Here is a 22,040-nt window from a genome sequence, read left to right on the forward strand (position 1 = left end):
TTGGTTGCGAGGTGCGCCCCGAACCGGGTAAAATTAGACTTACAAACCAATTGTTGAGAGGATGAACAAATTATGAGTGGTGATTCAGGCGGGGCCTTATGGGGCCAGTTGCTTTTGATCGTGATCCTGACGGCGGTCAATGCGTGCTTTGCGGCCGCCGAAATTGCGGTGGTGTCGCTGAGCCGCAGTAAGATCGAAGGGCAGGCCAAGGCCGGCGACAAAAAGGCCGCCAAGCTGCTTAAGATCATGAACAACTCCACCAACTTCTTGGCCACGATTCAAGTCGGCATCACCTTTGCCGGCTTCTTCGCATCGGCTTCGGCGGCCACCACGCTGGCCGGGCGCGTGGAGCCCTGGTTCGGCAACCTGAGTTTTGCCCATGAGCTGGCGGTACTGCTGGTGACCGTGGTCCTGTCGTACTTCTCGCTGGTGTTCGGCGAGCTGTACCCCAAGCAGGTCGCGCTGCAGATGACCGAAAAGGTGGCCAAGGTCGCGGTCACCCCGATTTCAGTGATTGGTGTCGCCATGCGGCCGTTCGTCTGGTTGCTGTCCGCGTCAACGAATCTTCTGCTGAAAATCACGCCAATTAAGTTTTCCAGCGACCAAAACAAAGTGACGCGCGAGGAAATGACCGCGATGATCGAAAGCGGCAAGCAGTCCGGCGCCATTGATGCCGACGAGTACGGCATGCTAGAAGGCATCATCAGTTTGTCCAATAAGCTGGCGCGTGAGGTGATGGTGCCGCGGATCGACGCCTTCATGGTCGACGCCGATCAGCCGGACCAAACCGCCATCGACGCGATTTTGTCCAACGTGTATTCCCGCATTCCGATTTACCAAAAAGATAAGGACAACGTCATCGGCATTGTCCACATCAAAAACTTGCTGCGCCAGGCCCGCCAAGTCGGTTTCGACAACGTGCGGCTGGAGGACATCATGACGGACCCGCTGTTTGTGCCTGAGACCATCAGCATCGACGACCTGCTGACCGAAATGCGGATCCGGCACCAGCAAATGGGCATTCTGCTGGACGAGTATGGCGGCGTGGTCGGGCTGGTGACAATTGAGGACCTGCTGGAGGAAATCGTCGGCGACATCGACGACGAATCCGACCAAACCACCATCAATTACACCAAACTTGACCAGGACGATTACCTTGTCAACGGCCGCATGACGCTGAATGATTTTAATGAGGCCTTCGGTACCGACCTGCACGGCGAGGACGTTGACACCATCGCCGGGTACGTGATCAGCACGCTTGGCGTCATTCCCAGCGCCCACAAACAGGAAACCGTCAGTTTTCCCGGCGGCACGCTGACGACCGGGAAAATCGAAAATTCCCGGCTGGTCAATGTTCACCTCCACTTGCCGGTCCAGGCGGCGGTGAGCGCGGCGCCAGCCGAACCAGAATGATTCATTGAACAACCGCGCGTTCTTCCGTATAATGGTCTGAAGACTAGGTCCCAGTCACTGGGACTTTTTTTACTGAAAGGAAGGTCATCCCGATGTAGCAAGCGGTCATTGTCTGTCACTACCGCAATTGAAAGGACCACTTATGAAACCACAAGAATTAAAAGCCGCGGTAGACAAGCGCCGCACTTTTGCCATCATCTCTCACCCCGATGCCGGGAAAACCACCATCACCGAGCAGCTGCTGCTGTTCGGCGGCGTGATCCGCGAGGCCGGGACGGTGAAGGGCCGAAAATCCAACCACTTCGCCAAGTCGGACTGGATGGCCATTGAAAAGCAGCGCGGGATCTCGGTCACGAGTTCCGTGCTGCAATTCCAGTACGCCGGCAAGCAGATCAACATCTTGGACACCCCGGGGCATGAGGACTTTTCCGAAGACACGTACCGCACGTTGATGGCCGTCGACGCGGCAGTCATGGTCATCGACTCCGCCAAGGGGATCGAGGCCCAGACCAAGAAGCTGTTCAAGGTCGTCAAACAGCGCGGCATTCCGATTTTCACCTTCATGAACAAGCTGGACCGCGACGGCCGCGAGCCGCTGGACCTGATTGCCGAGCTCGAAGACCTGCTGGGCATCGAAGGCTACGCGATGAACTGGCCGATGGGGATGGGCAAGGGCCTGGCCGGGCTGTATGACCGCGTCGACCACCGCATCGAGCTGTACCGTGAGAATGAGGCGGGCGAAAAGTACCTGCCGCTGGACCAGGACGGCAAGCTAAATCCGAGGGAGCCGCTAGCGAACGATTCGGTTTATACGGACACGCTGGACAGCATTGAGCTCCTCAACGACGCCGGCAACCAGTTCGACCTGAAAAAGGTAATGAAGGGCGATCAGACGCCGGTGTTCTTCGGCTCTGCGCTGACCAACTTCGGGGTGGAGACTTTCCTCAAGCACTTTGTTGAGATGGCGCCGGCGCCAGGGCCTCACAAGCTGCGGGACGGCCGTGAGCTCAGCCCGACCGATCCGAATTTTTCCGGCTTCGTCTTCAAGATTCAGGCCAACATGAACCCGAACCACCGCGACCGCATTGCGTTTGTCCGGATCGGTGCCGGTGAGTTTGACCGCGGCATGGACGTTACGCTCGCCCGGACCGGCAAGGTGCTGCGGCTGAACAACTCGACCGAGTTCATGGCCGACACCCGCGAGCAGGTGCAAACCGCCGTGGCCGGCGACATTGTCGGCCTGTACGACACCGGTAATTTCCAGATCGGCGACTCGATATACGCGGGCAAGGACCCAGTCGAGTACGAGAAGCTGCCGCAGTTCACGCCGGAACTATTTATGCGCGTCACCCCGAAGAACGTGATGAAGCAAAAGAGCTTCCACAAGGGGATGCAGCAGCTGGTTCAGGAAGGCGCCGTCCAGCTTTACCGGACCTACACGACCAATGACTACATTCTCGGTGCGGTCGGGCAGTTGCAGTTTGAAGTGTTCAAGTTCCGGATGCAAAATGAGTACAATTCCGAAGTTGTGATGACCCCAATCGGCAGCCGCGTGGCGCGCTGGATCGACCCCGACCAGCTGGACGAAAAAATGTCTTCCAGCCGCAACCTGTTGGTCAAGGATTCGCAGGGCCTGCCGCTGTTCCTGTTTGAGAACCAGTACGCCGAGCGGTGGTTTGCCGATAAGTACCCAGACGTTAAGCTGACAGCCAAGCTGTAAGCGGAAAGGAAGCCAATCAATGGCAGAATCAGTGAATAAACATAACGAGGCCGTGCGCAGCATTACCAACGACGACCTGCTCGCCAAGTGGCGGACATTTTCGATCGAGAACAACGACGACAACATGAGCGACTTTCTCACCGAGCTGGTCGATCACGCGACGCTGCTGATGGTCGTGCTGGCCGATCAGGAAATCAAGACGGATGAAAACGGCCGCGCGCAGGTGGACCAGGATGTGCAGATGCAGTTCCCGCTGATGTCCAGTCAGGACAAGCAGAACATCCAGCCGCTCTTCACAGACTGGCAGGAGGTCAACACCTTATTCAGCAACTGGAGCGAGCATGATCTGCAAAGCAACGTTGATCAGGCGTCGATCCTGCCAATTGCGTTTTCGGATCTGGCGGAGCTGATCGACCAAAACAAAGAGGTCGATGGCATCGCAATCAACCCGTTCTCCGACAACATTTTCTTCTCCCGCGAGACGCTGGCGGACCTGGCTTCCCAGCAAAAGGCGCACCACGCCGCGAACAACGAAGTGAAGGTCGCTGTGGCTGAGCCGACCAACCTGCCGGACGGGTTTGAAACGACTCTGGCTGAGCAGCTGAAGCCGACTGCCGTCAAGCAGGCCTGGCTGCGGGTGTTGAGCTATGATGGCACCGAGCACCTGGTCTTGATCTTGGATGCGGCGGGCATGGCGGATGAGGCTCTGCGGCCGCTGACCCAGCAGCTGGGCGAATCGGGTGACAGCAAGCTGGCCGGTACCGACTTGCAGCTCTCCGTGGTCCCGCTGGATGACGACAGCAAGCCGATGGTCGAGGGTATCACGCCATTTTTCAAGGCTTAAGCGCAACGCAAAAGGCCACGTTCACCATCTTTGGTGAACGTGGCCTTTTCGTGTGGCCTTCAAAGCAGATCGATGAGACTGGCCAGCACGTACGAGTCGTCGCTGAGTTTGTACCAGGTGCTGTCGTCGGTGCCGTATACGATCTTCAAAAGTGCGACCCGGGATCCTGCCGGCAAGGGAGCAAGCCGCTGGCCGTAAGGGCTGCTCCAGCGCGTGAGCGAGCCGGTCGTGTTGACCTGCCCGACCGCCTGAAGTGGTTGGGCGTTGAAGGTGACCAGGTTGGTCGTCAGCTTTAGCTGCGCAGCGCCCGGCAAAAACGGGTTGGTTTGCTGGGGCTTGGTGTTGGCCGTGGTGATCCACTGACTGCCCCCAAGGTCCAGGAAGACCTCTCCGGCCTGGTTCTTGGCCAGGCTGAACACGCGCCAAAACGAGCCGGCTGGCAGGCACGTCGCGTACTGCTGATCTTGCACCGGCGCCGGGTAGGCAGGCTTGGGCGCGGTCAGTTCCACGTACGCGCTTTGCGGATCGGCGTAAGTGAGGGCGGGCCCGAGTTGATAGGTGAAGTGCAGCGTTTGCGCAGTTTGGGTGAAACGGCCGTGTTGCGGCGTACTCGGCTCGGCGTGGGCTTTTAGCGAGGGCAGAGGCGTCGCCGTGAACGCCGCATTCAGCCGGCCGACCAGAATCGTCGGCGCCGCCAGCAGCCGCCCGGTTTCATCGCGGTGGTAAACCGTGACCGGGGCGGCGATGTGCGGCTCGTACAGCAAGTACACAACGGCTGAACTGGCGGGAAAGCGGGTCAAGTAGTTGGTGACCGCAAACAGGTCACACCCTTCAATTTGCGGAATCGCAATGGTCAGCCGCGCGCCGATTGGGCCGCGCACCACGCTCGGCTTGCGCAACTCGGTGTTGCTGCCGCGCAGGCGGTAGTAAATGGTGACCGTGGTGAAGCGACTGGTCGCGCCGGTCGCCGGCGGCAGCGCAGAGGTTGCCGCTGAGTTTGGCCCGGTTTGCTTGCGGCTTGGCTGTTGGTGCGCCTTGGCCGCACTGGTTCTTGGGCGCGGCCGGCGTTTAAACCAGTTTGAAATTGTTTGGAACAGGCCCATGGTTTCCTCCATGCAAAAAAAGCCGGCAACTGCCGGCTTTTGCTGCTAAAACTCCTCCGTTGCCAGCGATACTTCGGCAAGCTTATCGCCGTGAATGACGTTGACATCCGCAAAGGCGACGTGGGCCAACTTATCCAGCGCAAACGCGATCTCCGCGTCCTGAATGTTGCGCTTATCATTGGTGAATAGTAACTCATCGTGTGAGGCGGCGCGCGTGTAGATCACCGTGGTGCTGCCGAGTGAATAAACTTTGATGTAATTCGTGTCGGTATGGGCGAGCTGTTGCGCCACCAGGTGCGGGTAGCTATTGGTGATATCGATCAACCGCATAATTAATGCCCCCAGTCTCAAGTGTCCTGCTTTCATTATAAGTGAACAGGCCGGAAAAACCAAAAGTTTCTGACCGCTTTGTGAATTTCGCGTCGCCCGCTCAAATTTGCTAAACTGGGGGCAGGAGGCGACAGCCATGACGTTGCAGTGTGAACCGGTTCGACCGGCGAGTCGGTATTATTTTCCCGTTCTCAAGTTGTACCAGCGCGCGTTCCCCAAAGCGGAAAAAGTGCCGCTGCCTTGGCTGCTGGTGCGCAGTGCGAAGTCAGGCATCGATTTTTGGGCCTGGCACGACGGGCCGCAGTTCGTTGGGCTCACGTATTCGGTGACCACCCGGGATTTGACCTACTTGATTTTTCTGGCGACTGCAGAGTCCGTGCGCGGGCAGGGGCTGGGCTCGGCCATCCTGGACCGTTTGGCAGCCCGGTTCGCCGGCCGGCCGCTGGTGCTGGCCCTGGAGCCGCAATCGCCCACAGCGGCAAATGCCCGGCAGCGCCGCGCCCGGCTGGCGTTTTACCAGCGCAACGGGTTCGTGCTGCAGCCGTATCAGGTGGTGGATCTGGGCGTGGCTTACGACACCATGGCGCGCAACGGGCGCTTTGAGCCCCGCCAGTTTGACTTGTTGATGCGCGGTTACACGAGCTGGTTTTACCCGTGGTACGGCTCCAAGATTATTCACAAGTAAGCAAAAAAGCGGCTAGGCGAGGTGATCTCGCTTAGCCGCTTTAGTGTGCCAGAAACTTACTTTTTGCTGACGGCTGGACTTTCCGGCTTGCTTTCGGCAATGGCGATTTCGCCTTTTTCGATGCGCGCCTCGAGATTCTTGGCCTGCGGGTGATCAAGGTAGAAGTCCGCCACGCGGTCTTCAATTTTCTCCTGGATCACGCGCCGCAGCGGCCGCGCGCCCATCGCCGGATCGTAGCCAAGATCGACCAGCTTCTCCTTGACGGGTTCGGTGACCTTGATGGTCAGGCCTTGGTCCTTGATGTTGGCGTTGGTGTCGTTGATCATCAGGCCAACGATCGACATCAGGGTCTGCTTGCTCAGCGGCTTGAATTCAACAATGTCGTCGAAGCGGTTGAGGAATTCCGGCTTGAAGTAGTTGCCTAGCTGGTTCAGGACGGACTTGGTTGTGCCGCTGATCGACGCGCCGAAGCCGACGTTGGCCTCGGAATCGGTCGAGCCGGCGTTGGAAGTCATGATGATGATCGTGTCCTTGAAGGAGACGGTGCGGCCCTGACTGTCGGTCAGGCGGCCGTCGTCCAGAATCTGCAGGAACATGTTCATCACGTCTGGGTGCGCCTTTTCAATTTCGTCCAGCAAAATCAGGCTGTACGGATTGCGGCGGACTTGTTCGGTCAGCTGACCGGCTTCCTCGTAGCCGACATAGCCAGGAGGCGAACCGATGAGCTTGGACACGCTGAATTTTTCCATGTACTCGGACATGTCAAACCGGATCATGTTCTGCTCGGAGCCGAACAGCTCCTTGGCCAGCTGCTTGGCCAGCTCGGTCTTGCCGACTCCGGTCGGGCCCACGAAGAGGAAGCTGCCGATTGGGCGGCCGGTCTTGTTGAAGCCGATGCGGTTGCGGCGAATGGCGCGGGCCACCTTTTCCACCGCCTCATTTTGGCCGATGACATGGGCCTCAAGGTCAGGCACCAGGTTCTTGAGCTGTTCCTGCTCTTGCTGCTTGAGCTCGCCGACTGGGATGTTGGTCATCTTTTCGACGATTTGCTCCATGTCCTTTTCGGTGACGGTGGGCGTGTCTTCCTTAGCCTGCTTTTCGTCCTGCTGCTGCATCTTTTCCAGCTTGGTGACCTGATCGCGGTAGAAGGCGGCCTTTTCGTAGTCTTCCTGCTTCAAGGCGGCCTGCTTCTGCTTTTCGGCTTCGGCGATCTTGTCCTTGATGGTTTGCGGATCGGCCACGGTAATGGTCAGGTTCTTGCGCGACCCGGCCTCATCCAGCAGGTCGATCGCCTTGTCAGGCAGGAACCGGTCCTGGATGTACCGGTCGGACAAGTTGACCGCCGCTTCAATGGCGTCGTCCGTGTACTTGACGTGGTGATAGGCTTCGTAGCGCGGCTGGATGCCCTTGAGGATCTTGATGGTCTCCTCAGGGGTCGGCTCTTCGACGGTGACGGGCTGCAGCCGGCGGGCAAGGGCAGAGTCTTTTTCAATCTGCCGGTACTCGTTCGAGGTCGTGGCACCGACCAGTTGCAGTTCGCCGCGGGCCAACGCTGGCTTCAGGATGTTGCCGGCGTCCATGCCGCCTTCGGCATTCCCAGCCACGACGATTTCGTGGATCTCGTCGATGAAGAGGATGATGTTCGGATTCTTCTTGAGCTCGTCGATCAGCTGTTGCATTCGTTGTTCAAACTGGCCGCGGATCCCGGTGCCTTGCACCAGGGACACGACGTCGAGTTGAATCACGTGCCGGTCCTGAAGCTTGGTTGGTACGTCACCGTTCGCAATCTTGAGGGCCAGGCCCTCGACCACGGCGGTCTTGCCAACACCGGCCTCACCAATCAGCACGGGGTTATTCTTCGTCCGGCGGTTCAAGATCTCGATCACGCGAGCAATTTCTTCATCGCGGCCGATGACCGGATCGATTTCGCCGTTCTTCGCCTTGGCGGTCAGGTCGACACCGAACTGACCGAGCACGGAATTACCGCCTTGGCCAGGCCGGTTGCCGCGGCCGCCGCCATTGCGTCCACTTTGGGTGGGCGGCGTCTGGTCCTGCGGCTGTTGCCCGCCGGTTTGGCCGGAAGCCATCGCCCGGAAGATGTCATCGAGACTGTTGAAGCCGAACGGATCATTGTTTGCATTCGTTGGTTGCATGTTGCCTCCTGCTTGTTGTTTCAACTGCTGATAGCAGTTCTGGCATAGGTTGATCTCTTGGCGTTGGCCATTCACGCTGGTATACAGGTGAATGGTAGCCGGATTTTGATGGCAATTTTCACATAGCACCGTTGTTCACAACCTTTCTTATCTATGTCACTTCCACGCAATGCGCGCGGAAAAGTCAAAAAGGCTTTGACCTTCTTTGACCTTGACTCCAGTGTACACCGCGAAAAATATAATGCAAGCACTCTACCCATGAGAGTGCTAATTTTTTTGGTGAATTCCTTAAGACAGCGGTTTCGCAGCTGGTCAAGCGCCTATCTCTAGTCTAAAATAGTCACAGAAAGGGGGCAAGCATGTGGCATCAGATTATGTCAAGATGATGGATGATCTGCGCGCTGGTAAGATCACCGAGATCAAGATCGAACCAGATACGTTTGCCGCTTTTCGCGAGGCGTGGACCAACTATCCAGGTCGCAAGGAAATCGTCGGGCAGGCGAAGCGCGGCGGCACCATTCTGTACCATTACCAATCCGCCAAGACGCAATAAAACCATTCGCAATACTTGTCCTGAAAGCGGAATAATGGTAAGGTTTACAAGAAATAGAATGCGAATTCTATTCGGCAAAAGTTTATACACAAAGGAGCAGATTACTCATGGAAAAACGTGAATTTAATGTTGTCGCAGAAACAGGTATCCACGCCCGTCCCGCAACTCTCTTGGTTCAGGCAGCCAGCAAGTTCAACTCTGACATTAACTTGGAATACAAGGGCAAGAGCGTTAACTTGAAGTCCATCATGGGCGTCATGAGCTTGGGTGTCGGCCAAGGTGCCGATGTCACCATCTCCGCTGAAGGCGCAGACGAGAAGGAAGCAATTGCTGCCATCGAAGAGACCATGAAAAAGGAAGGCTTGTCTAACTAATGACTAAGAACTTGAAAGGGATCGCGGCAAGTGACGGCGTCGCTACGGCGAAGGCCTACCTGCTCGTGCAACCCGATCTGTCATTTTCGAAGTCAACTATTGAAGATACAGACAAAGAGGTCGCACGTTTGCACACCGCGCTCGACCAGAGCACAGACGAACTAAAGATCATTCGCAAAAAGGCCGCGGCGTCACTGGGCGAAGAAGAAGCAGAAGTCTTCGATGCGCACATGACGATGCTGGCTGACCCGGAATACATCGGTGCGATCGAAAAGCAGATCAAGGACGATAAGGTCAACGCCGAAACGGCCCTGAAGTCTGTTTCTGACGGTTTCATTGAAACGTTTGAGGCCATGACAGACAACACTTACATGCAGGAACGTGCAGCGGATATCCGCGACGTTTCGACGCGGGTGCTGTCCCACTTGCTGAACCGGCCGCTGCCGAACCCGGCACTGATCGATTCGGAAGTCGTCATCGTGGCGCATGACTTGACGCCGTCTGACACGGCTCAACTCAACAAGCAGTACGTGAAAGCCTTTGTGACCGACATCGGCGGCCGGACCGCGCACAGCGCGATCATGGCCCGTTCGCTCGAGATCCCGGCGGTCGTCGGGACCGACACGGTCACCAAGGACGTGAAGAACGACCAGATGATCACCGTCAACGGCTTGACTGGTGAAGTGACCATCGACCCGAGCGCGGACCAGATCCAGGCCTCCGAAAAGGCGGCCAAAGATTTTGCCACGCAGAAGGCCGAATGGGCACAGCTGAAGACCGCTAAGACGGTCACGGCTGACGGTCAGCACTTCGAAGTCGGCGCCAACATTGGGACCCCGAAGGACATGGACGGGGTGCTCGCTAACGGTGCCGAAGCCGTTGGTCTGTACCGGACCGAGTTCCTTTACATGGACTCCTCAGAGCTCCCAACTGAAGACGACCAGTTCGAGGCCTACAAGGCGGTCCTCGAGAAGATGGACGGGAAGCCAGTGGTTGTCCGGACGATGGACATCGGCGGCGACAAGAAGCTGCCATACCTGCCACTGCCACACGAAGACAACCCGTTCCTGGGCTATCGGGCCATCCGCATCAGCTTGGATCGTCAGGATATTTTCCGCACTCAGCTGCGCGCACTGCTGCGGGCTTCAGCCTTTGGCAATTTGCGCATCATGTTCCCAATGATCGGCACGGTCAATGAATTCAAGGCGGCTAAGAAGGTCTTCTTGGAGGAAAAGGACAAGCTGGTCAAAGCGGGCGTGAAGGTTGCGGATAACATCCAAACCGGTATGATGATGGAAGTGCCTGCGGCGGCTGTCTTGGCGGATCAATTCGCCAAGGTCGCAGACTTCTTCTCCATCGGGACCAACGACCTGATCCAGTACACCATGGCGGCAGACCGCGGCAACGACCGCGTGTCCTACCTCTACCAGCCTTACAACCCATCGATCCTGCGCTTGGTTAAGCACATCATCGATTCGGCGCATAAGGAAGGCAAGTGGGCCGGCATGTGCGGGGAAGCCGCTGGCGACCCGATCATGGTGCCACTGCTGGTCGGCATGGGTCTCGATGAGTTCTCGATGTCTGCCACCTCGATCCTGCGCGTTCGCAGCCAGATGAAAGGTCTTTCGGCTAGTTACCTGAAGACTTTGGCGGAACGGGCCACGACCGAGTCCGTGACCAACGAAGACAACATCAAGCTGGTTAAGGAATTCACTGAAAAGAACTAATCCGCTCGAAATGAACGCGTCCCGGCTTCGGCTGGGGCGCTTTTATTTTGCCTGGCTTGCCGCTGGCGTTTGACAGCGGATACACCAACCTCTAGACTAATTTGTGTAGACAAATAAATGCTTGGAGATGGCAAAATGGAATTAGCTGTGATCGATATCGGTGGGACGACCATTAAATTTGCGCGCTGGGACGGACAAGCGTTGCAGGACCGCACGGCCGCACCCACGCCGAAGACGCTGGCCCAGTTTTACGGGCTGCTGGCCAACACGGTGACGAAAATGAAGGCCGACCACCCGCTGGTCGGGGTGGCGATTTCCAGCCCCGGGGCGGTCAATCAGGAAACTGGGGTCATCGAGGGCATGAGTGCGCTGCCGTACATCCACAACTTTCCCATTAAGCCCGAGCTAGAAAAGCGTTTCGGCCTGCCCTTGGCGTTTGAAAACGACGCCAACTGTGCGGCGCTTGCTGAGGTCAAAAGCGGTGCAGCAAAGGGCAAGCAGCGGGTGGCCATGCTCGTTTTGGGCACTGGAGTCGGCGGTGCGCTGATCGCCAACGGCCACGTTGAACACGGTGCGCACCTGTTGGGCGGCGAGTTCGGGTTCATGCTGCAAAATGGTAAGGGCGTCTCAGCGCAGGCGACCGTTGTTGAGCGGGTGAAGAACTATGAAAAGCGCACTGGCAAGCAAATTACCGGCGAGGCGCTGTTTACCGCGGCAACCGCCGGTGATCGCGTCGCCCACGAAGAGGTCGAAGGGTTCTTTGAGGCGCTGGCCGAGGTCATTTTCAATCTGCAGTACAGCTATGATCCGGAGATGTTTCTGCTGGGCGGCGGGGTGTCCCGCAATCCGGCCCTGATTCCCGGCATCGAGCGCCACATGGACGGCGTCTTCAAGAAAATCGAGATCGCGACGCAGCGGCCGGTGATCAAGATCTGCCAGTACACGGATGCGGCCAACCTGATCGGCGCCGTCGTCAATTACGAACAGCACGCTGAATAAGTTCAGCGCATAAATTTACCGCAAGCGAGGCTTGCGGTTTTTTATGCCCAAGTAGAACACGAACAATAAAATGAGATAACGCTAACTTTGTTCCTAAAAACTGTTGAGCCGAGGGCCGAGCCGTGCTACACTCAAAGCAAATACGAAAGCAGGTGACGATTCGTGACAGTTGCAGTAGTGATGGGATCGGCTTCGGATTGGCCAACGATGAGGCAGGCGGCGGCACTGCTAGAGCAGCTTAAGATTCCGCTTGTTAAGCACGTGATCTCGGCGCACCGCATGCCGCAGCAATTGCAGCAGTTTGCCGCTTCGGCGCGTGACCAGGGAATTGACGTGATCATCGCGGGGGCCGGTGGGGCGGCCCACTTGCCTGGCATGCTGGCCGCCAACACGACCGTGCCCGTCATTGGGGTACCGATTAAAACCCGAACATTGAACGGAATCGACTCGCTTCTCTCGATTGTCCAAATGCCGGCCGGGATTCCGGTGGCGACCATGGCCATTGGCGAGGCTGGGGCGAAAAATGCGGCGCTGCTGGCCGCGGCGATGCTGGCCATCCGGGATGAGGCAGTGGCGAGACGCCTGGCAGCATACCGTCAGGCCCAGACGCAGCAGTCGATCGAAAGCGAGGCGGCGCTGAATGATTAAGCCAATCCTGCCCCCGGCGACGATCGGCATTGTTGGCGGCGGCCAGCTGGGTCGCATGCTGGCCCAAGCGGCCAAGGCGATGGGCTACACGGTGGGCGTGCTTGATCCGACGCCGCACGCTCCGGCTGGTCAAGTTGCAGACTTCCAGCTGCAGGCCGACTACGACGATCACGCGGCGCTGGATGAGCTGGCCCGGCGTGCCGACGTGCTGACTTACGAATTTGAAAATGTGGATCTGGCGGCGCTGCAAGAGGCCAGCAAGCAGGCGGCGCTGCCGCAGGGCACAGCGCTTTTGGCCATCACGCGCGATCGGGTGAAGGAAAAAACGTTCCTGCGCGATCACGGCGTGCCGACAGCGGAGTTCGCCGCAGTGCCAGACCCAGCGGCGCTGATCCCGGCGATTCATGTAGTCGGGGTCCCGGCGATCCTGAAAACCACGACTGGGGGCTACGACGGCCACGGGCAGCAGGACATTAACAGCGACCTTGATTTACCAGCCGCTCAGGCTCTCGCGGCCAAGGGGCCGTGCATCCTCGAGGCGCGCGTGCCGTTTGACCGTGAGTTGTCTTTGATGGTGACGCGTGATGGCCGGGACCGGGTTCGCTGTTTTCCCGTCGTCGAGAATCGCCACAAGGATCACATTTTACATGTGACTATTGCCCCGGCACCGGACCTGGCGAAGGCCGAGCAGTACCAAATTGATGCGCTGGCCACTAAAATTGCCACTGCGCTGGACCTGCGTGGGGTGCTGGGCATTGAACTGTTCGCCGGCAAATCCGGCGTGCTGGTCAACGAGCTGGCACCGCGGCCGCACAACTCTGGGCATTACACGATTGAGGCCTGCAACTTTTCACAGTTCCAGGCCCACATTCTCAGCATCTGCGGTCTGCCAATTCCCCAGGTGCGACTGCAGGAATGCGCCGTGATGCGCAATCTCCTGGGGGCCGATTTGGAATGCGCTAAGGCCGCGTGGCCGCAGCACCCGGAATGGCATCTGCACGACTATGGTAAGGCGGAGGCGCGCCCCGGTCGCAAGATGGGCCACCTGACCGTGCTGGCAGGGGACACGAAGGATCTGATGGGGTCAATTCAATTGGAGGATGAATATGGAAAAAACTGAACTGCTGTATTCCGGAAAAGCCAAAGACATGTTTTTAACGGACACCCCGGGTGTGCTGTGGGTGACCTACAAGGACCAGGCGACCGCACTGAACGGTAAGCGCAAGGTGCAGATCCAGGGCAAAGGCGCGTTGAACCGCCAAATCTCCGGGCTGCTGTTTGAGGAGCTGACCGCTGCAGGAATCCCGACTCACTTTATCAAGGATCTGGACGACCACACGATGCTGGTGCGGCAGTGCGAAATGATCCCGCTCGAGGCAGTGGTACGCAACCTGGCCTCTGGCAGTTTTGAACGCAAATTCCACACGGCGCACCTGATGAAGCTGACCCCTGCGGTTCACGAGTTCTACTACAAGTCGGACGCGCTGGACGACCCGTTTATTAACGACGAGCAGATCAAGGCCCTGGGGTATGCGGATACCGCCACTTTGGCCGCGATCCACGAGTTGGCAGACCGCGTGAACGCGCTACTTCAAAAGCGGTTTGCCGGCATTGGCATCGCGCTGGTCGACTTCAAGCTGGAGTTCGGCCGTCTGGCCAATGGCACGCTGGTCCTTGCGGATGAGCTGTCACCGGATAACATGCGGCTGGTGGACGAAGCCACCGGCAAGTCGCTGGACAAGGATGTGTTCCGCAAGGATGCTGGGCCGCTGACCCCGGTTTACCAAGTCGTCCTCGATCGTTTGAAAGGAGTCGCTCATGTTTAAAGCCAAAATTTTTGTCAACTACAAACCCAGCGTCTTGGACCCCAAGGCACAAGTGATTCAAAACACCCTGACCCGCCTGGGCGACGATAACGTGAGCCACGTCCTGGTTGGCAAGTACTTCGAGCTGACCCTGAGCGCGGCCAGTCAGGCGGAAGCCGAGCAGCAAGTTGCGCGCATCTGCGACGAAATGCTGGCCAATGTCAACACGGAGACTTTTAAGTTCACGGTCGAAGAATTGGCGGTGGCGGAATGAAGGCGGCAGTGATCAGCTTTCCCGGCTCCAACTGCGACGATGATTTGATGCACGCCATCAATGACGTCGTGGGGGAAGAGGCGGTCAAAGTTTCCGCCAAGGCGACCACGCTTGATGGGTTTGACCTGGTGCTGGTCCCGGGCGGCTTTTCCTACGGGGACTATCTGCGCTCCGGCGCCATCGCCAAGTTTGCCCCGGTGATGGCGGCCTTGAAACAGTTCGCGCAGGCCGGGGGGTACGTGCTCGGCATTTGCAACGGGTTCCAGATTCTGACCGAAGCGGGCCTTTTGCCGGGCGCACTCCAGTGGAACACCAGCCTGCAGTTCATCTGTGAGCCCGAGCCGCTGGTGGTGGCCAATGCCGAAACCGCTTTTTCCTCGCGGTACGAAGCTGGGCAGTCCATCACCCTGCCGATCGCGCACGGGGAAGGCAACTACTATGCCGATCCCCAGACACTGGCCGCGCTCGAGGCGAACCACCAAGTGGTCTTCCGCTACGCCCATAATCCGAACGGCAGCCTGAACGACATCGCCGGCCTGACGAACGCGGCCGGCAACGTTCTGGGGATGATGCCGCACCCGGAGCGCGCCGTCGAGGAGCTAATTTTCGGGACGGATGGCCTAGGGGTGTTTGAATCGCTGGTCCAGGCGACCAAGGAGGGTGCGTATGCTGCAAACTGAGCTGAGTCCGGCGCAGATTAAAACGGAAAAGCCTTACCGGCAGTGGGGTTTGACCGATGCCGAGTACGACCGGTTCGCCGAAAAGCTGGGCCGGCTGCCGAACCTGACTGAAATTGGGCTTGCCTCTGGTATGTGGAGTGAGCACTGCGCCTACAAGTACAGCAAGCCGGTGCTGAAAACCTTTTGGACCAAAAATGACCGCGTGTTGATGGGCCCTGGCGAAGGCGCCGGCGTTATCGCCATTGGTGAAGGCAAGGCGGTCGTGTTCAAGGCTGAAAGCCACAACCATCCCAGTGCCGTCGAACCTTACCAAGGGGCGGCGACCGGCGTGGGCGGCATCATCCGCGACATTTTTTCTATCGGGGCCAAACCGGTCGCCATCCTGGACTCGCTGGCCTTTGGGTATCCTGACAATGCGCACACCAAGCAGCTGATCGATCAGGTCGTGGCCGGCATCGGCGACTACGGCAACGCGATCGGCATTCCAACGGTCGGCGGCGAGACCAGGTTTGCGCCGACCTACGCGCAGAATCCCCTGGTCAACGCGATGTGCGTCGGGGTCATGGACGAAAGCGCGATCCAGCGCGGCAAGGCGGCCGGCACCGGCAACAGCCTGCTGTACGTCGGGGCCAAAACCGGACGGGACGGGATCAACGGCGCCAGCTTTGCGTCGGCCGAGTTTTCGACCGAGGAAGAAGCCAACCGCTCCGCCGTCCAAGTCGGCGATCCGTTCATGGAAAAGCTGCTCGTCGACGCCTGCCTCGAAGTGACGCGCGACCACCAAGAAGCGCTGGTGGGCATGCAGGACATGGGCGCGGCGGGACTGGTGTCTTCCACCGTCGAAATGGCGGACAAGGCGGGTTACGGCATGGTGCTCGATTTGGACCTGGTGCCGCAGCGCGAGCCGAACATGACACCGTTTGAGATCATGCTGTCCGAGTCGCAGGAGCGCATGATGCTGTGCGTCAAGGCCGGGCGCGAGGCGGAAGTCAGCGCCGTGTTCAAGCAGTACGACCTGGATGCGGTGGTCATCGGCCACGTGACCGACGACGGGCGTTACACGCTCCTGCAGCACGGCGAAACCGTGTGCGACGTGCCTGTGAGCCTGTTGACCGACGACGCGCCGGTGTATTACCAGCAAGGGGTGAAACCACAGCGGCTCGTGCACCCCGCGACCGACTTTGTGCCAGCCGTGACAGACCCAGAGGCAACTCTGAAAAAGCTGTTGGCCGATCCCAACGTCGCGGATAAAACCAGTCTGTATCGCCGCTATGATGCCCAGGTGCAAACCAACACGATCGAAGGGCCAGGCGGGGATGCCGCGGTGATTCGGGTGCGCGGCACGCACCGGGCACTGGCCATGACGACGGATTCCAACGGCCGCTACCTGGCGCTTGATCCCGAAGTTGGCGGGGCCATCACCGTGGCCGAGGCGGCGCGCAACCTGGTCGCAACTGGCGCGGAGCCGATCGGCATCACGGATTGCCTCAACTACGGTGACCCGACGAAACCCGAGCAATTTTACAGCCTGCAGGAGTCGGCCAAAGGCATTGTTGCCGCGACCAAGGCGCTGAACACGCCGGTGATTTCCGGCAACGTGTCGCTTTACAATGAAACCAACGGGGAGGCCATCGATCCGACCCCGATGATCGGGATGGTGGGCCTGATCGAGGACCTGACGACCATCACCACGCCGCGCTTCAAGACGGCCGGTGAGTTGATCTACCTGCTGGGCGACACGGTCGCCGATTTTAACGGCAGTTTGCTGCAGCAAGTCGAAACCGGCACGGTGGCCGGAAACTTGATGCCACTGGACCTCAAGCTGGAACAACACGTTCAGCAGGTGGTCCTTTCGGCGATCCGCCAGCACTTGGTCTCGGCGGCACATGACATCAGCGACGGGGGCTTAGCCGTGGCGTTGGCTGAGATGACCTTCCATACCGGCATCGGGGCGCAGGTCAAGCTGGCGCTGCCGGCCGCGCAGCTGTTCAGCGAAACGCAAAGTCGCTTCCTAGTGACGATTCCGACGGCCCAGCAGTCTGCATTTGAGACGCTCGCCGGTGACACGGCAACGCTGCTTGGCACGACGGGTGGCGACCAGCTGGCGATTGCGGCCGCGGATGGCCGCATTGAAGCGCCGATCAGCGCCTTGCAGACGATTTGGGAGGAGAGCTTGCCATGCCTGCTGAAGTAAAGAGCTTGAACGAGGAGTGCGGCGTCTTCGGCGTGTGGGGCGACCCGAACGCGGTGGACATCACCCACCTGGGCCTGCACACGCTGCAGCACCGCGGCCAGGAAGGCGCGGGCATTGTCGGCCGCACGCCGGCGGGCCTGCGCCGGCATTATGGGTTCGGGCTGGTGTCGCAGGTGTTTGCCCAGCCGGCTGACCTGATCGCATTGCGCGGCCCGGCCGCGCTGGGTCACGTGCGTTACGCCACGGCCGGCGGGGCAATCCTCGAAAACATTCAGCCGCTGTTGTTTCGCTTTTCCGACGGGGCGGTGGCGCTGGCCCACAACGGCAACCTGACCAACGCGCTGAGCCTGCGGGCTTCGCTGGAGCAAAATGGCGCGATTTTTCAGTCGACCAGCGACACTGAGGTCCTGATGCACCTGCTGCGCCGCAGTCCGGCGAAAACCTTCAAGGGCCAGCTGATCGACGCGCTGAACCAGGTCCACGGGGGTTTTGCCTTCGCCCTGCTGACGGAAAATGGCCTTTACGCGGCGTGCGATCCCAACGGGTTTCGGCCGCTGGTGGTCGGCCAGCTGCCCAGCGGCGGCTATGTCATCTGCAGCGAGACTGCGGCGCTCAACGTGGTCGGCGCCGAGTTCATCAAGGACGTGCAGCCCGGCGAGCTGATCACGGTTACCAACGCCGGGATGACCGCGGAACAATACACCACGCACACGCAGCTGGCGGTGTGCTCGATGGAGTACATCTACTTTGCCCGCCCGGATTCGGAGATTCACGGCGTCAACGTGCACCAGGCGCGCGTGGCCATGGGCAAGCGGCTGGCGCAAGAGCAGCCGGCGGCCGGAGACATCGTGGTCGGGGTGCCCAACTCCGGCCTGTCCGCCGCCATCGGCTACGCGCAGGAAAGCGGGATCCCGTACGAAATGGGGCTCATCAAGAGTCAGTACGTGGCGCGGACCTTTATTCAGCCCACGCAGGCGCTGCGCGAACGCAGCGTGCGCCTCAAGCTTTCCGCGCTCAAAGCGGTGGTCAACGGCAAGCGGGTCGTGCTGATCGATGATTCGATCGTGCGCGGGACCACCGCCAAGCAGATCGTCCAGCTGCTCAAGGACGCCGGCGCCAAGAGTGTGCACTTGCGCATCGCCAGCCCGCCGCTGCGCTTCCCGTGCTTTTACGGAATCGATATTCAGTCCACCAAGGAATTGCTGGCCGCCAATTACAGTGTGGCGGCCATGCGTCAGCTCCTGGGGGTGGAAAGCTTGGGCTTTTTGTCCGTGCAGGGGCTGGAAGATAGCGTGAATCTGCAAACCACCGCGCCGAACCGCGGCCTGTGCGTGGCGTATTTCACCGGTAAGTACCCGACGCCGCTGGACGATTACGCGGCGAACCTGAAAGAAGAACTCTCAAAGCTGACACTGAACGTCGAGGAGGTGGCTGCACGATGAGTCTGAATTATGAGCAAGCCGGGGTGAATGTCGCGGCCGGCAACGAAGCCGTTTCGCGAATCGCCCCGCTGGTCAAGGCCACGCAGGACCAAAACGTGCTGGGTGATTTGGGCGGCTTTGCGGCGGCCTATGCGTTGCCGAAGGTCAAGCACCCGGTCCTGCTATCCGCCACTGATGGCGTCGGCACGAAACTGCTACTGGCGCTTGAGTGCGACCAGCATGAAACCATCGGCATTGATTTAGTCGCAATGGTCGCCAATGACCTGGTGGCCTCCGGCGCAACACCGCTGTTTTTCCTGGACTACCTGGCGACCGACCAGCTGATCCCCAGCCGCGTCGAGGACGTGGTGCGCGGAATCGCGTACGGCTGCCGCGAGGCGCAAATGAGCCTGATCGGCGGTGAAACGGCCGAAATGCCAGGGATGTACCCGCAAAAGCACTACGATCTGGCCGGTTTTGCCGTGGGGCTGGCGTCCCGCGAGCAGTTGCTGCCGCAAGGGGTCCAAACAGGCGATGTGCTGATTGGGCTGCCGAGCAGCGGGGTGCACTCGAACGGCTTCTCCCTGGTGCGGGCGCTGCTCGCAGAAACAAATTTCGGGATGATGCCGTTGTCTGACGGCACCGAGATCCGCACGGCGCTTTTGACCCCCACGCGCCTGTACGTGAAGCCGATGCTGCGCCTGCTCAAGGCCGGTTTGCTGCACGGCGCTGCGCACATCACTGGCGGCGGGTTTACCGAAAACGTGCCGCGGCTGCTGCCAAAAGACCTGGCCGCGCGCTTTGATCCGCAAGCCTGGCAGTGGCCGGAAATTTTTCAGCGCATTCAGCAGGCTGCGGCGATCAGCGATGACGAAATGCGCAAAACCTTCAACTTGGGCATCGGCATGGTGCTCGCGGTCGCGCCGGAAAATGTGGCCGCGGTGCTGCAAGCCGATCCGCACGCCAAGCGCATCGGGCAGGTCGTGCCGCGCACCCAGGCCGCGGTGGAATGGGGGAAGCCATGACCAAAAAGCTGATTGTTTTCGCTTCTGGCACCGGTTCGAACTTTGAGGCGCTGGCCGATCATTTTGACCGGACCAAAACAGCGGCGATCCTGGCCCTGGTGTGCGATCAGCCAGGGGCACCGGTGCTGGCCAAGGCGAAGCGCCGAGGCATTCCGGTGATCGCGCTCAACTACCGCGATTACCCGGATAAGGCTGCGGCTGAGGCGGCGCTGATTGCCCACTTGCCGGCGTGTGACCTGATTGTGCTGGCAGGGTTCATGCGGATCATCGGGTCCACGCTGCTAAATGCCTACCCGAACCGCATCATCAACCTGCATCCGGCACTGCTGCCGAGTTTTCCCGGGCGCACCGGCATCGCTGATGCATTTAATTACGGCGTCAAGGTGACCGGCGTGACGGTTCATTACGTCGATGCCGGCATCGACTCTGGCAAGATCATCGCCCAGGCGCCGGTGCTGATCGGCGAGGGCACCACCTTGCCCGAGCTGGAAACGGCGATCCACGATGTTGAGCACCACCTGTTGCCCCAGACAATTGAAGCACTCATCAAGGAGGAGAAAATCTAGTGAAACGCGCATTGTTAAGTGTGTCCGATAAAACCGGCCTGCAGGAATTTGCCGCGGGACTGATCGATCGCGGCTTCGAACTGGTGTCCACTGGCGGCACCAAGGCCACTTTGGAAAAGGCCGGCCTCACCGTGACCGCCGTCGAAGCGGTGACCGGTTTTCCCGAAATGTTGGACGGCCGGGTCAAGACGCTGCACCCGAACATTCACGCCGGCATCTTGGCCAAGCGGGATGAGCCGACTCACATGGCGGCGCTCAAAGCGCGAGACATTCAGCCCATCGACCTGGTGTGCGTGAACCTGTACCCGTTTGCGGCAACGATCGCCAAGCCGGAAACAACACGGGCAGAGGCCATCGAACAGATCGATATCGGCGGGCCCAGCGCCTTGCGCGCGGCGGCCAAAAACGCGGCCAGCGTGTGGGCCGTGGCCGATCCCGCGGATTACGCGCGGGTCTTGACCGGCCTGGATGAGGACGATGCAGCGCTGCGGACGCAGCTTGCCGCCAAGGTCTTCCAGATCACCGCTGCCTATGATGCCCAAATCGCCGCCTACCTGGATCCTGAGCCCTTCCCGCAGCAGTTCACCCCGACCTTCAGCAAGGTGCAAAGCCTGCGTTACGGTGAAAACAGTTATCAGCAGGCCGCCTTTTACGGCTCACCCGACGCCCCGGCTGAATCGCTGGTCAACGCCAAGCAGCTGCACGGTAAGGCGCTGTCCTTCAACAACATTCGCGACGCCGACGCCGCGCTGGCCATGGTCAACGAGTATCAGGAACCGACTGTGGTCGCGGTTAAGCACATGAACCCGTGCGGCATCGGCCAAGGGGCAACCATCGAGGCGGCCTGGGACAAGGCCTACGCAGCCGATCCGATGTCGATTTTCGGTGGCATCATCGCGCTGAACCGGCCGGTGGACCTCGCCACCGCCGAGAAGATGCACGCGCTGTTTTTGGAGATCATCATGGCGCCCAGCTTTGATGACGATGCCTTTGCGGTGTTGGCCAAGAAGAAAAACGTCCGGCTGCTGACCATCAACCTGGCCGGCGGACCGCTGCCGGAGCGGGTCGAAACCGTTGCGGTCAACGGTGGGGTGCTGCGGCAAACCACCGACACAAAGATCGAAACTGCCGCCGACCTGACGGTGGTGACGAAGGTGCAGCCAACTGCGGACCAAATTGCCTCGCTGCTGTTTGCTCAGCAGGTGGTCAAGCACGTCAAGAGTAACGCGATTGTGGTCGCCAAGAAGGGGCAGACGCTCGGCATCGGCGCCGGGCAGATGAACCGGATTGGTTCGGTGGAAATCGCCCTAAACGAGGCCCAGCAGAATAAGCACTTCGCCGGGGCGGTGATGGCCTCGGACGCCTTTTTCCCGATGGACGACTGTGTGGAATACGCGGCGCAGCATGACATCAAGGCCATCATTCAGCCCGGCGGCTCGATTCGCGACAAGGATTCGATCGCGATGGCAGACAAGTACGGCATCGCGATGGTGACGACCGGCGTGCGGCACTTCCGCCACTAAGGA

General features: G+C 59.5%; 21 protein-coding genes. 18 read left to right on the forward strand and 3 right to left on the reverse strand.

The features are described 5' to 3' along the window. The first annotated feature begins 72 nt into the window (after positions 1-72). The 3 genes from FC75_RS03535 (at position 73) to FC75_RS03545 (ending at position 3,977) form a co-directional block, all read left to right on the forward strand. Positions 73-1,413, forward strand: a complete 1,341-nt coding sequence (locus FC75_RS03535; protein ID WP_056989141.1) for a hemolysin family protein — start codon at positions 73-75, stop codon at positions 1,411-1,413. A 142-nt stretch (positions 1,414-1,555) separates the two neighbouring features. Next, positions 1,556-3,133: a peptide chain release factor 3 gene (locus tag FC75_RS03540; RefSeq protein WP_056989142.1), complete on the forward strand. Its 1,578-nt coding sequence runs from the start codon at positions 1,556-1,558 to the stop codon at positions 3,131-3,133. A 19-nt stretch (positions 3,134-3,152) separates the two neighbouring features. Then, the gene (locus FC75_RS03545) at positions 3,153-3,977 is read left to right on the forward strand and encodes an SseB family protein (protein WP_054665715.1); all 825 of its coding nucleotides are present in this window, start codon (positions 3,153-3,155) and stop codon (positions 3,975-3,977) included. Positions 3,978-4,036: 59 nt separating this feature from the next. On the opposite strand, the gene FC75_RS03550 is transcribed toward FC75_RS03545, so the two are convergent. Together FC75_RS03550 and FC75_RS03555 are read right to left on the reverse strand one after the other, a co-directional pair. Next, positions 4,037-5,080: a MucBP domain-containing protein gene (locus FC75_RS03550; protein WP_054665712.1), complete on the reverse strand. Its 1,044-nt coding sequence runs from the start codon at positions 5,078-5,080 to the stop codon at positions 4,037-4,039. Between the two features lie 45 nt (positions 5,081-5,125). Then, positions 5,126-5,410 (reverse strand): DUF1827 family protein, encoded by a 285-nt coding sequence (locus tag FC75_RS03555; RefSeq protein WP_054665709.1) that lies wholly within the window; start codon positions 5,408-5,410, stop codon positions 5,126-5,128. A 136-nt stretch (positions 5,411-5,546) separates the two neighbouring features. Between FC75_RS03555 and FC75_RS03560 the strand changes: the two genes are divergently transcribed. Next, positions 5,547-6,095 (forward strand): GNAT family N-acetyltransferase, encoded by a 549-nt coding sequence (locus FC75_RS03560; RefSeq protein ID WP_056989143.1) that lies wholly within the window; start codon positions 5,547-5,549, stop codon positions 6,093-6,095. Between the two features lie 56 nt (positions 6,096-6,151). Here the strand turns inward: FC75_RS03560 and FC75_RS03565 are convergent, their stop codons facing one another. Next, on the reverse strand, positions 6,152-8,377 hold the full coding sequence (locus FC75_RS03565) for an AAA family ATPase (RefSeq protein WP_082623091.1): 2,226 nt from the start codon (positions 8,375-8,377) through the stop codon (positions 6,152-6,154). 232 nt (positions 8,378-8,609) lie between these two features. Here FC75_RS03565 and FC75_RS03570 point away from each other — a divergent pair, with 232 nt between their 5' ends. The 14 genes from FC75_RS03570 (at position 8,610) to purH (ending at position 22,037) form a co-directional block, all read left to right on the forward strand. Further along, positions 8,610-8,801, forward strand: a complete 192-nt coding sequence (locus FC75_RS03570) for a hypothetical protein (protein WP_054665504.1) — start codon at positions 8,610-8,612, stop codon at positions 8,799-8,801. Between the two features lie 107 nt (positions 8,802-8,908). Beyond that, the gene (locus tag FC75_RS03575; protein WP_054665507.1) at positions 8,909-9,175 is read left to right on the forward strand and encodes a phosphocarrier protein HPr; all 267 of its coding nucleotides are present in this window, start codon (positions 8,909-8,911) and stop codon (positions 9,173-9,175) included. Continuing rightward, complete coding sequence (gene ptsP / locus FC75_RS03580; RefSeq protein WP_054665511.1) at positions 9,175-10,902, forward strand: phosphoenolpyruvate--protein phosphotransferase; 1,728 nt, start codon at positions 9,175-9,177, stop codon at positions 10,900-10,902. The genes FC75_RS03575 and ptsP overlap by 1 nt, the downstream gene beginning before the upstream one ends. Before the next feature lie 135 nt (positions 10,903-11,037). After that, positions 11,038-11,901, forward strand: a complete 864-nt coding sequence (locus tag FC75_RS03585; RefSeq protein WP_054665514.1) for an ROK family protein — start codon at positions 11,038-11,040, stop codon at positions 11,899-11,901. A gap of 180 nt (positions 11,902-12,081) precedes the next feature. After that, the gene (gene purE, locus FC75_RS03590; RefSeq protein ID WP_056989145.1) at positions 12,082-12,549 is read left to right on the forward strand and encodes a 5-(carboxyamino)imidazole ribonucleotide mutase; all 468 of its coding nucleotides are present in this window, start codon (positions 12,082-12,084) and stop codon (positions 12,547-12,549) included. Continuing rightward, a complete protein-coding gene (gene purK, locus FC75_RS03595; RefSeq protein WP_056989146.1) occupies positions 12,542-13,669 on the forward strand; it encodes a 5-(carboxyamino)imidazole ribonucleotide synthase in 1,128 nt (375 codons plus the stop codon). Before purE ends, purK begins: the two co-directional genes overlap by 8 nt. Further along, positions 13,656-14,375 (forward strand): phosphoribosylaminoimidazolesuccinocarboxamide synthase, encoded by a 720-nt coding sequence (gene purC, locus FC75_RS03600; protein ID WP_056989147.1) that lies wholly within the window; start codon positions 13,656-13,658, stop codon positions 14,373-14,375. Before purK ends, purC begins: the two co-directional genes overlap by 14 nt. Next, positions 14,368-14,628 (forward strand): phosphoribosylformylglycinamidine synthase subunit PurS, encoded by a 261-nt coding sequence (gene purS, locus FC75_RS03605; protein ID WP_054665517.1) that lies wholly within the window; start codon positions 14,368-14,370, stop codon positions 14,626-14,628. The genes purC and purS overlap by 8 nt, the downstream gene beginning before the upstream one ends. Further along, the gene (gene purQ / locus FC75_RS03610) at positions 14,625-15,308 is read left to right on the forward strand and encodes a phosphoribosylformylglycinamidine synthase subunit PurQ (protein ID WP_054665520.1); all 684 of its coding nucleotides are present in this window, start codon (positions 14,625-14,627) and stop codon (positions 15,306-15,308) included. The genes purS and purQ overlap by 4 nt, the downstream gene beginning before the upstream one ends. Continuing rightward, the gene (gene purL / locus FC75_RS03615) at positions 15,295-17,502 is read left to right on the forward strand and encodes a phosphoribosylformylglycinamidine synthase subunit PurL (protein ID WP_054665523.1); all 2,208 of its coding nucleotides are present in this window, start codon (positions 15,295-15,297) and stop codon (positions 17,500-17,502) included. Before purQ ends, purL begins: the two co-directional genes overlap by 14 nt. Further along, on the forward strand, positions 17,487-18,944 hold the full coding sequence (gene purF, locus FC75_RS03620) for an amidophosphoribosyltransferase (RefSeq protein ID WP_056989168.1): 1,458 nt from the start codon (positions 17,487-17,489) through the stop codon (positions 18,942-18,944). Before purL ends, purF begins: the two co-directional genes overlap by 16 nt. Then, positions 18,941-19,948 (forward strand): phosphoribosylformylglycinamidine cyclo-ligase, encoded by a 1,008-nt coding sequence (purM, locus tag FC75_RS03625; RefSeq protein WP_056989148.1) that lies wholly within the window; start codon positions 18,941-18,943, stop codon positions 19,946-19,948. The genes purF and purM overlap by 4 nt, the downstream gene beginning before the upstream one ends. After that, positions 19,945-20,514 carry a phosphoribosylglycinamide formyltransferase gene (gene purN, locus FC75_RS03630; RefSeq protein WP_054666353.1) on the forward strand — a complete coding sequence of 190 codons (570 nt, stop codon included), beginning with the start codon at positions 19,945-19,947 and terminating at the stop codon, positions 20,512-20,514. Before purM ends, purN begins: the two co-directional genes overlap by 4 nt. Beyond that, on the forward strand, positions 20,514-22,037 hold the full coding sequence (purH, locus tag FC75_RS03635) for a bifunctional phosphoribosylaminoimidazolecarboxamide formyltransferase/IMP cyclohydrolase (protein WP_056989149.1): 1,524 nt from the start codon (positions 20,514-20,516) through the stop codon (positions 22,035-22,037). The genes purN and purH overlap by 1 nt, the downstream gene beginning before the upstream one ends. The last annotated feature ends 3 nt before the right edge of the window (positions 22,038-22,040 follow it).

Origin of the sequence: Lacticaseibacillus camelliae DSM 22697 = JCM 13995 (assembly GCF_001436615.1) — a bacterium.
In the GTDB taxonomy this organism is placed as follows: Bacteria; Bacillota; Bacilli; order Lactobacillales; family Lactobacillaceae; genus Lacticaseibacillus; species Lacticaseibacillus camelliae.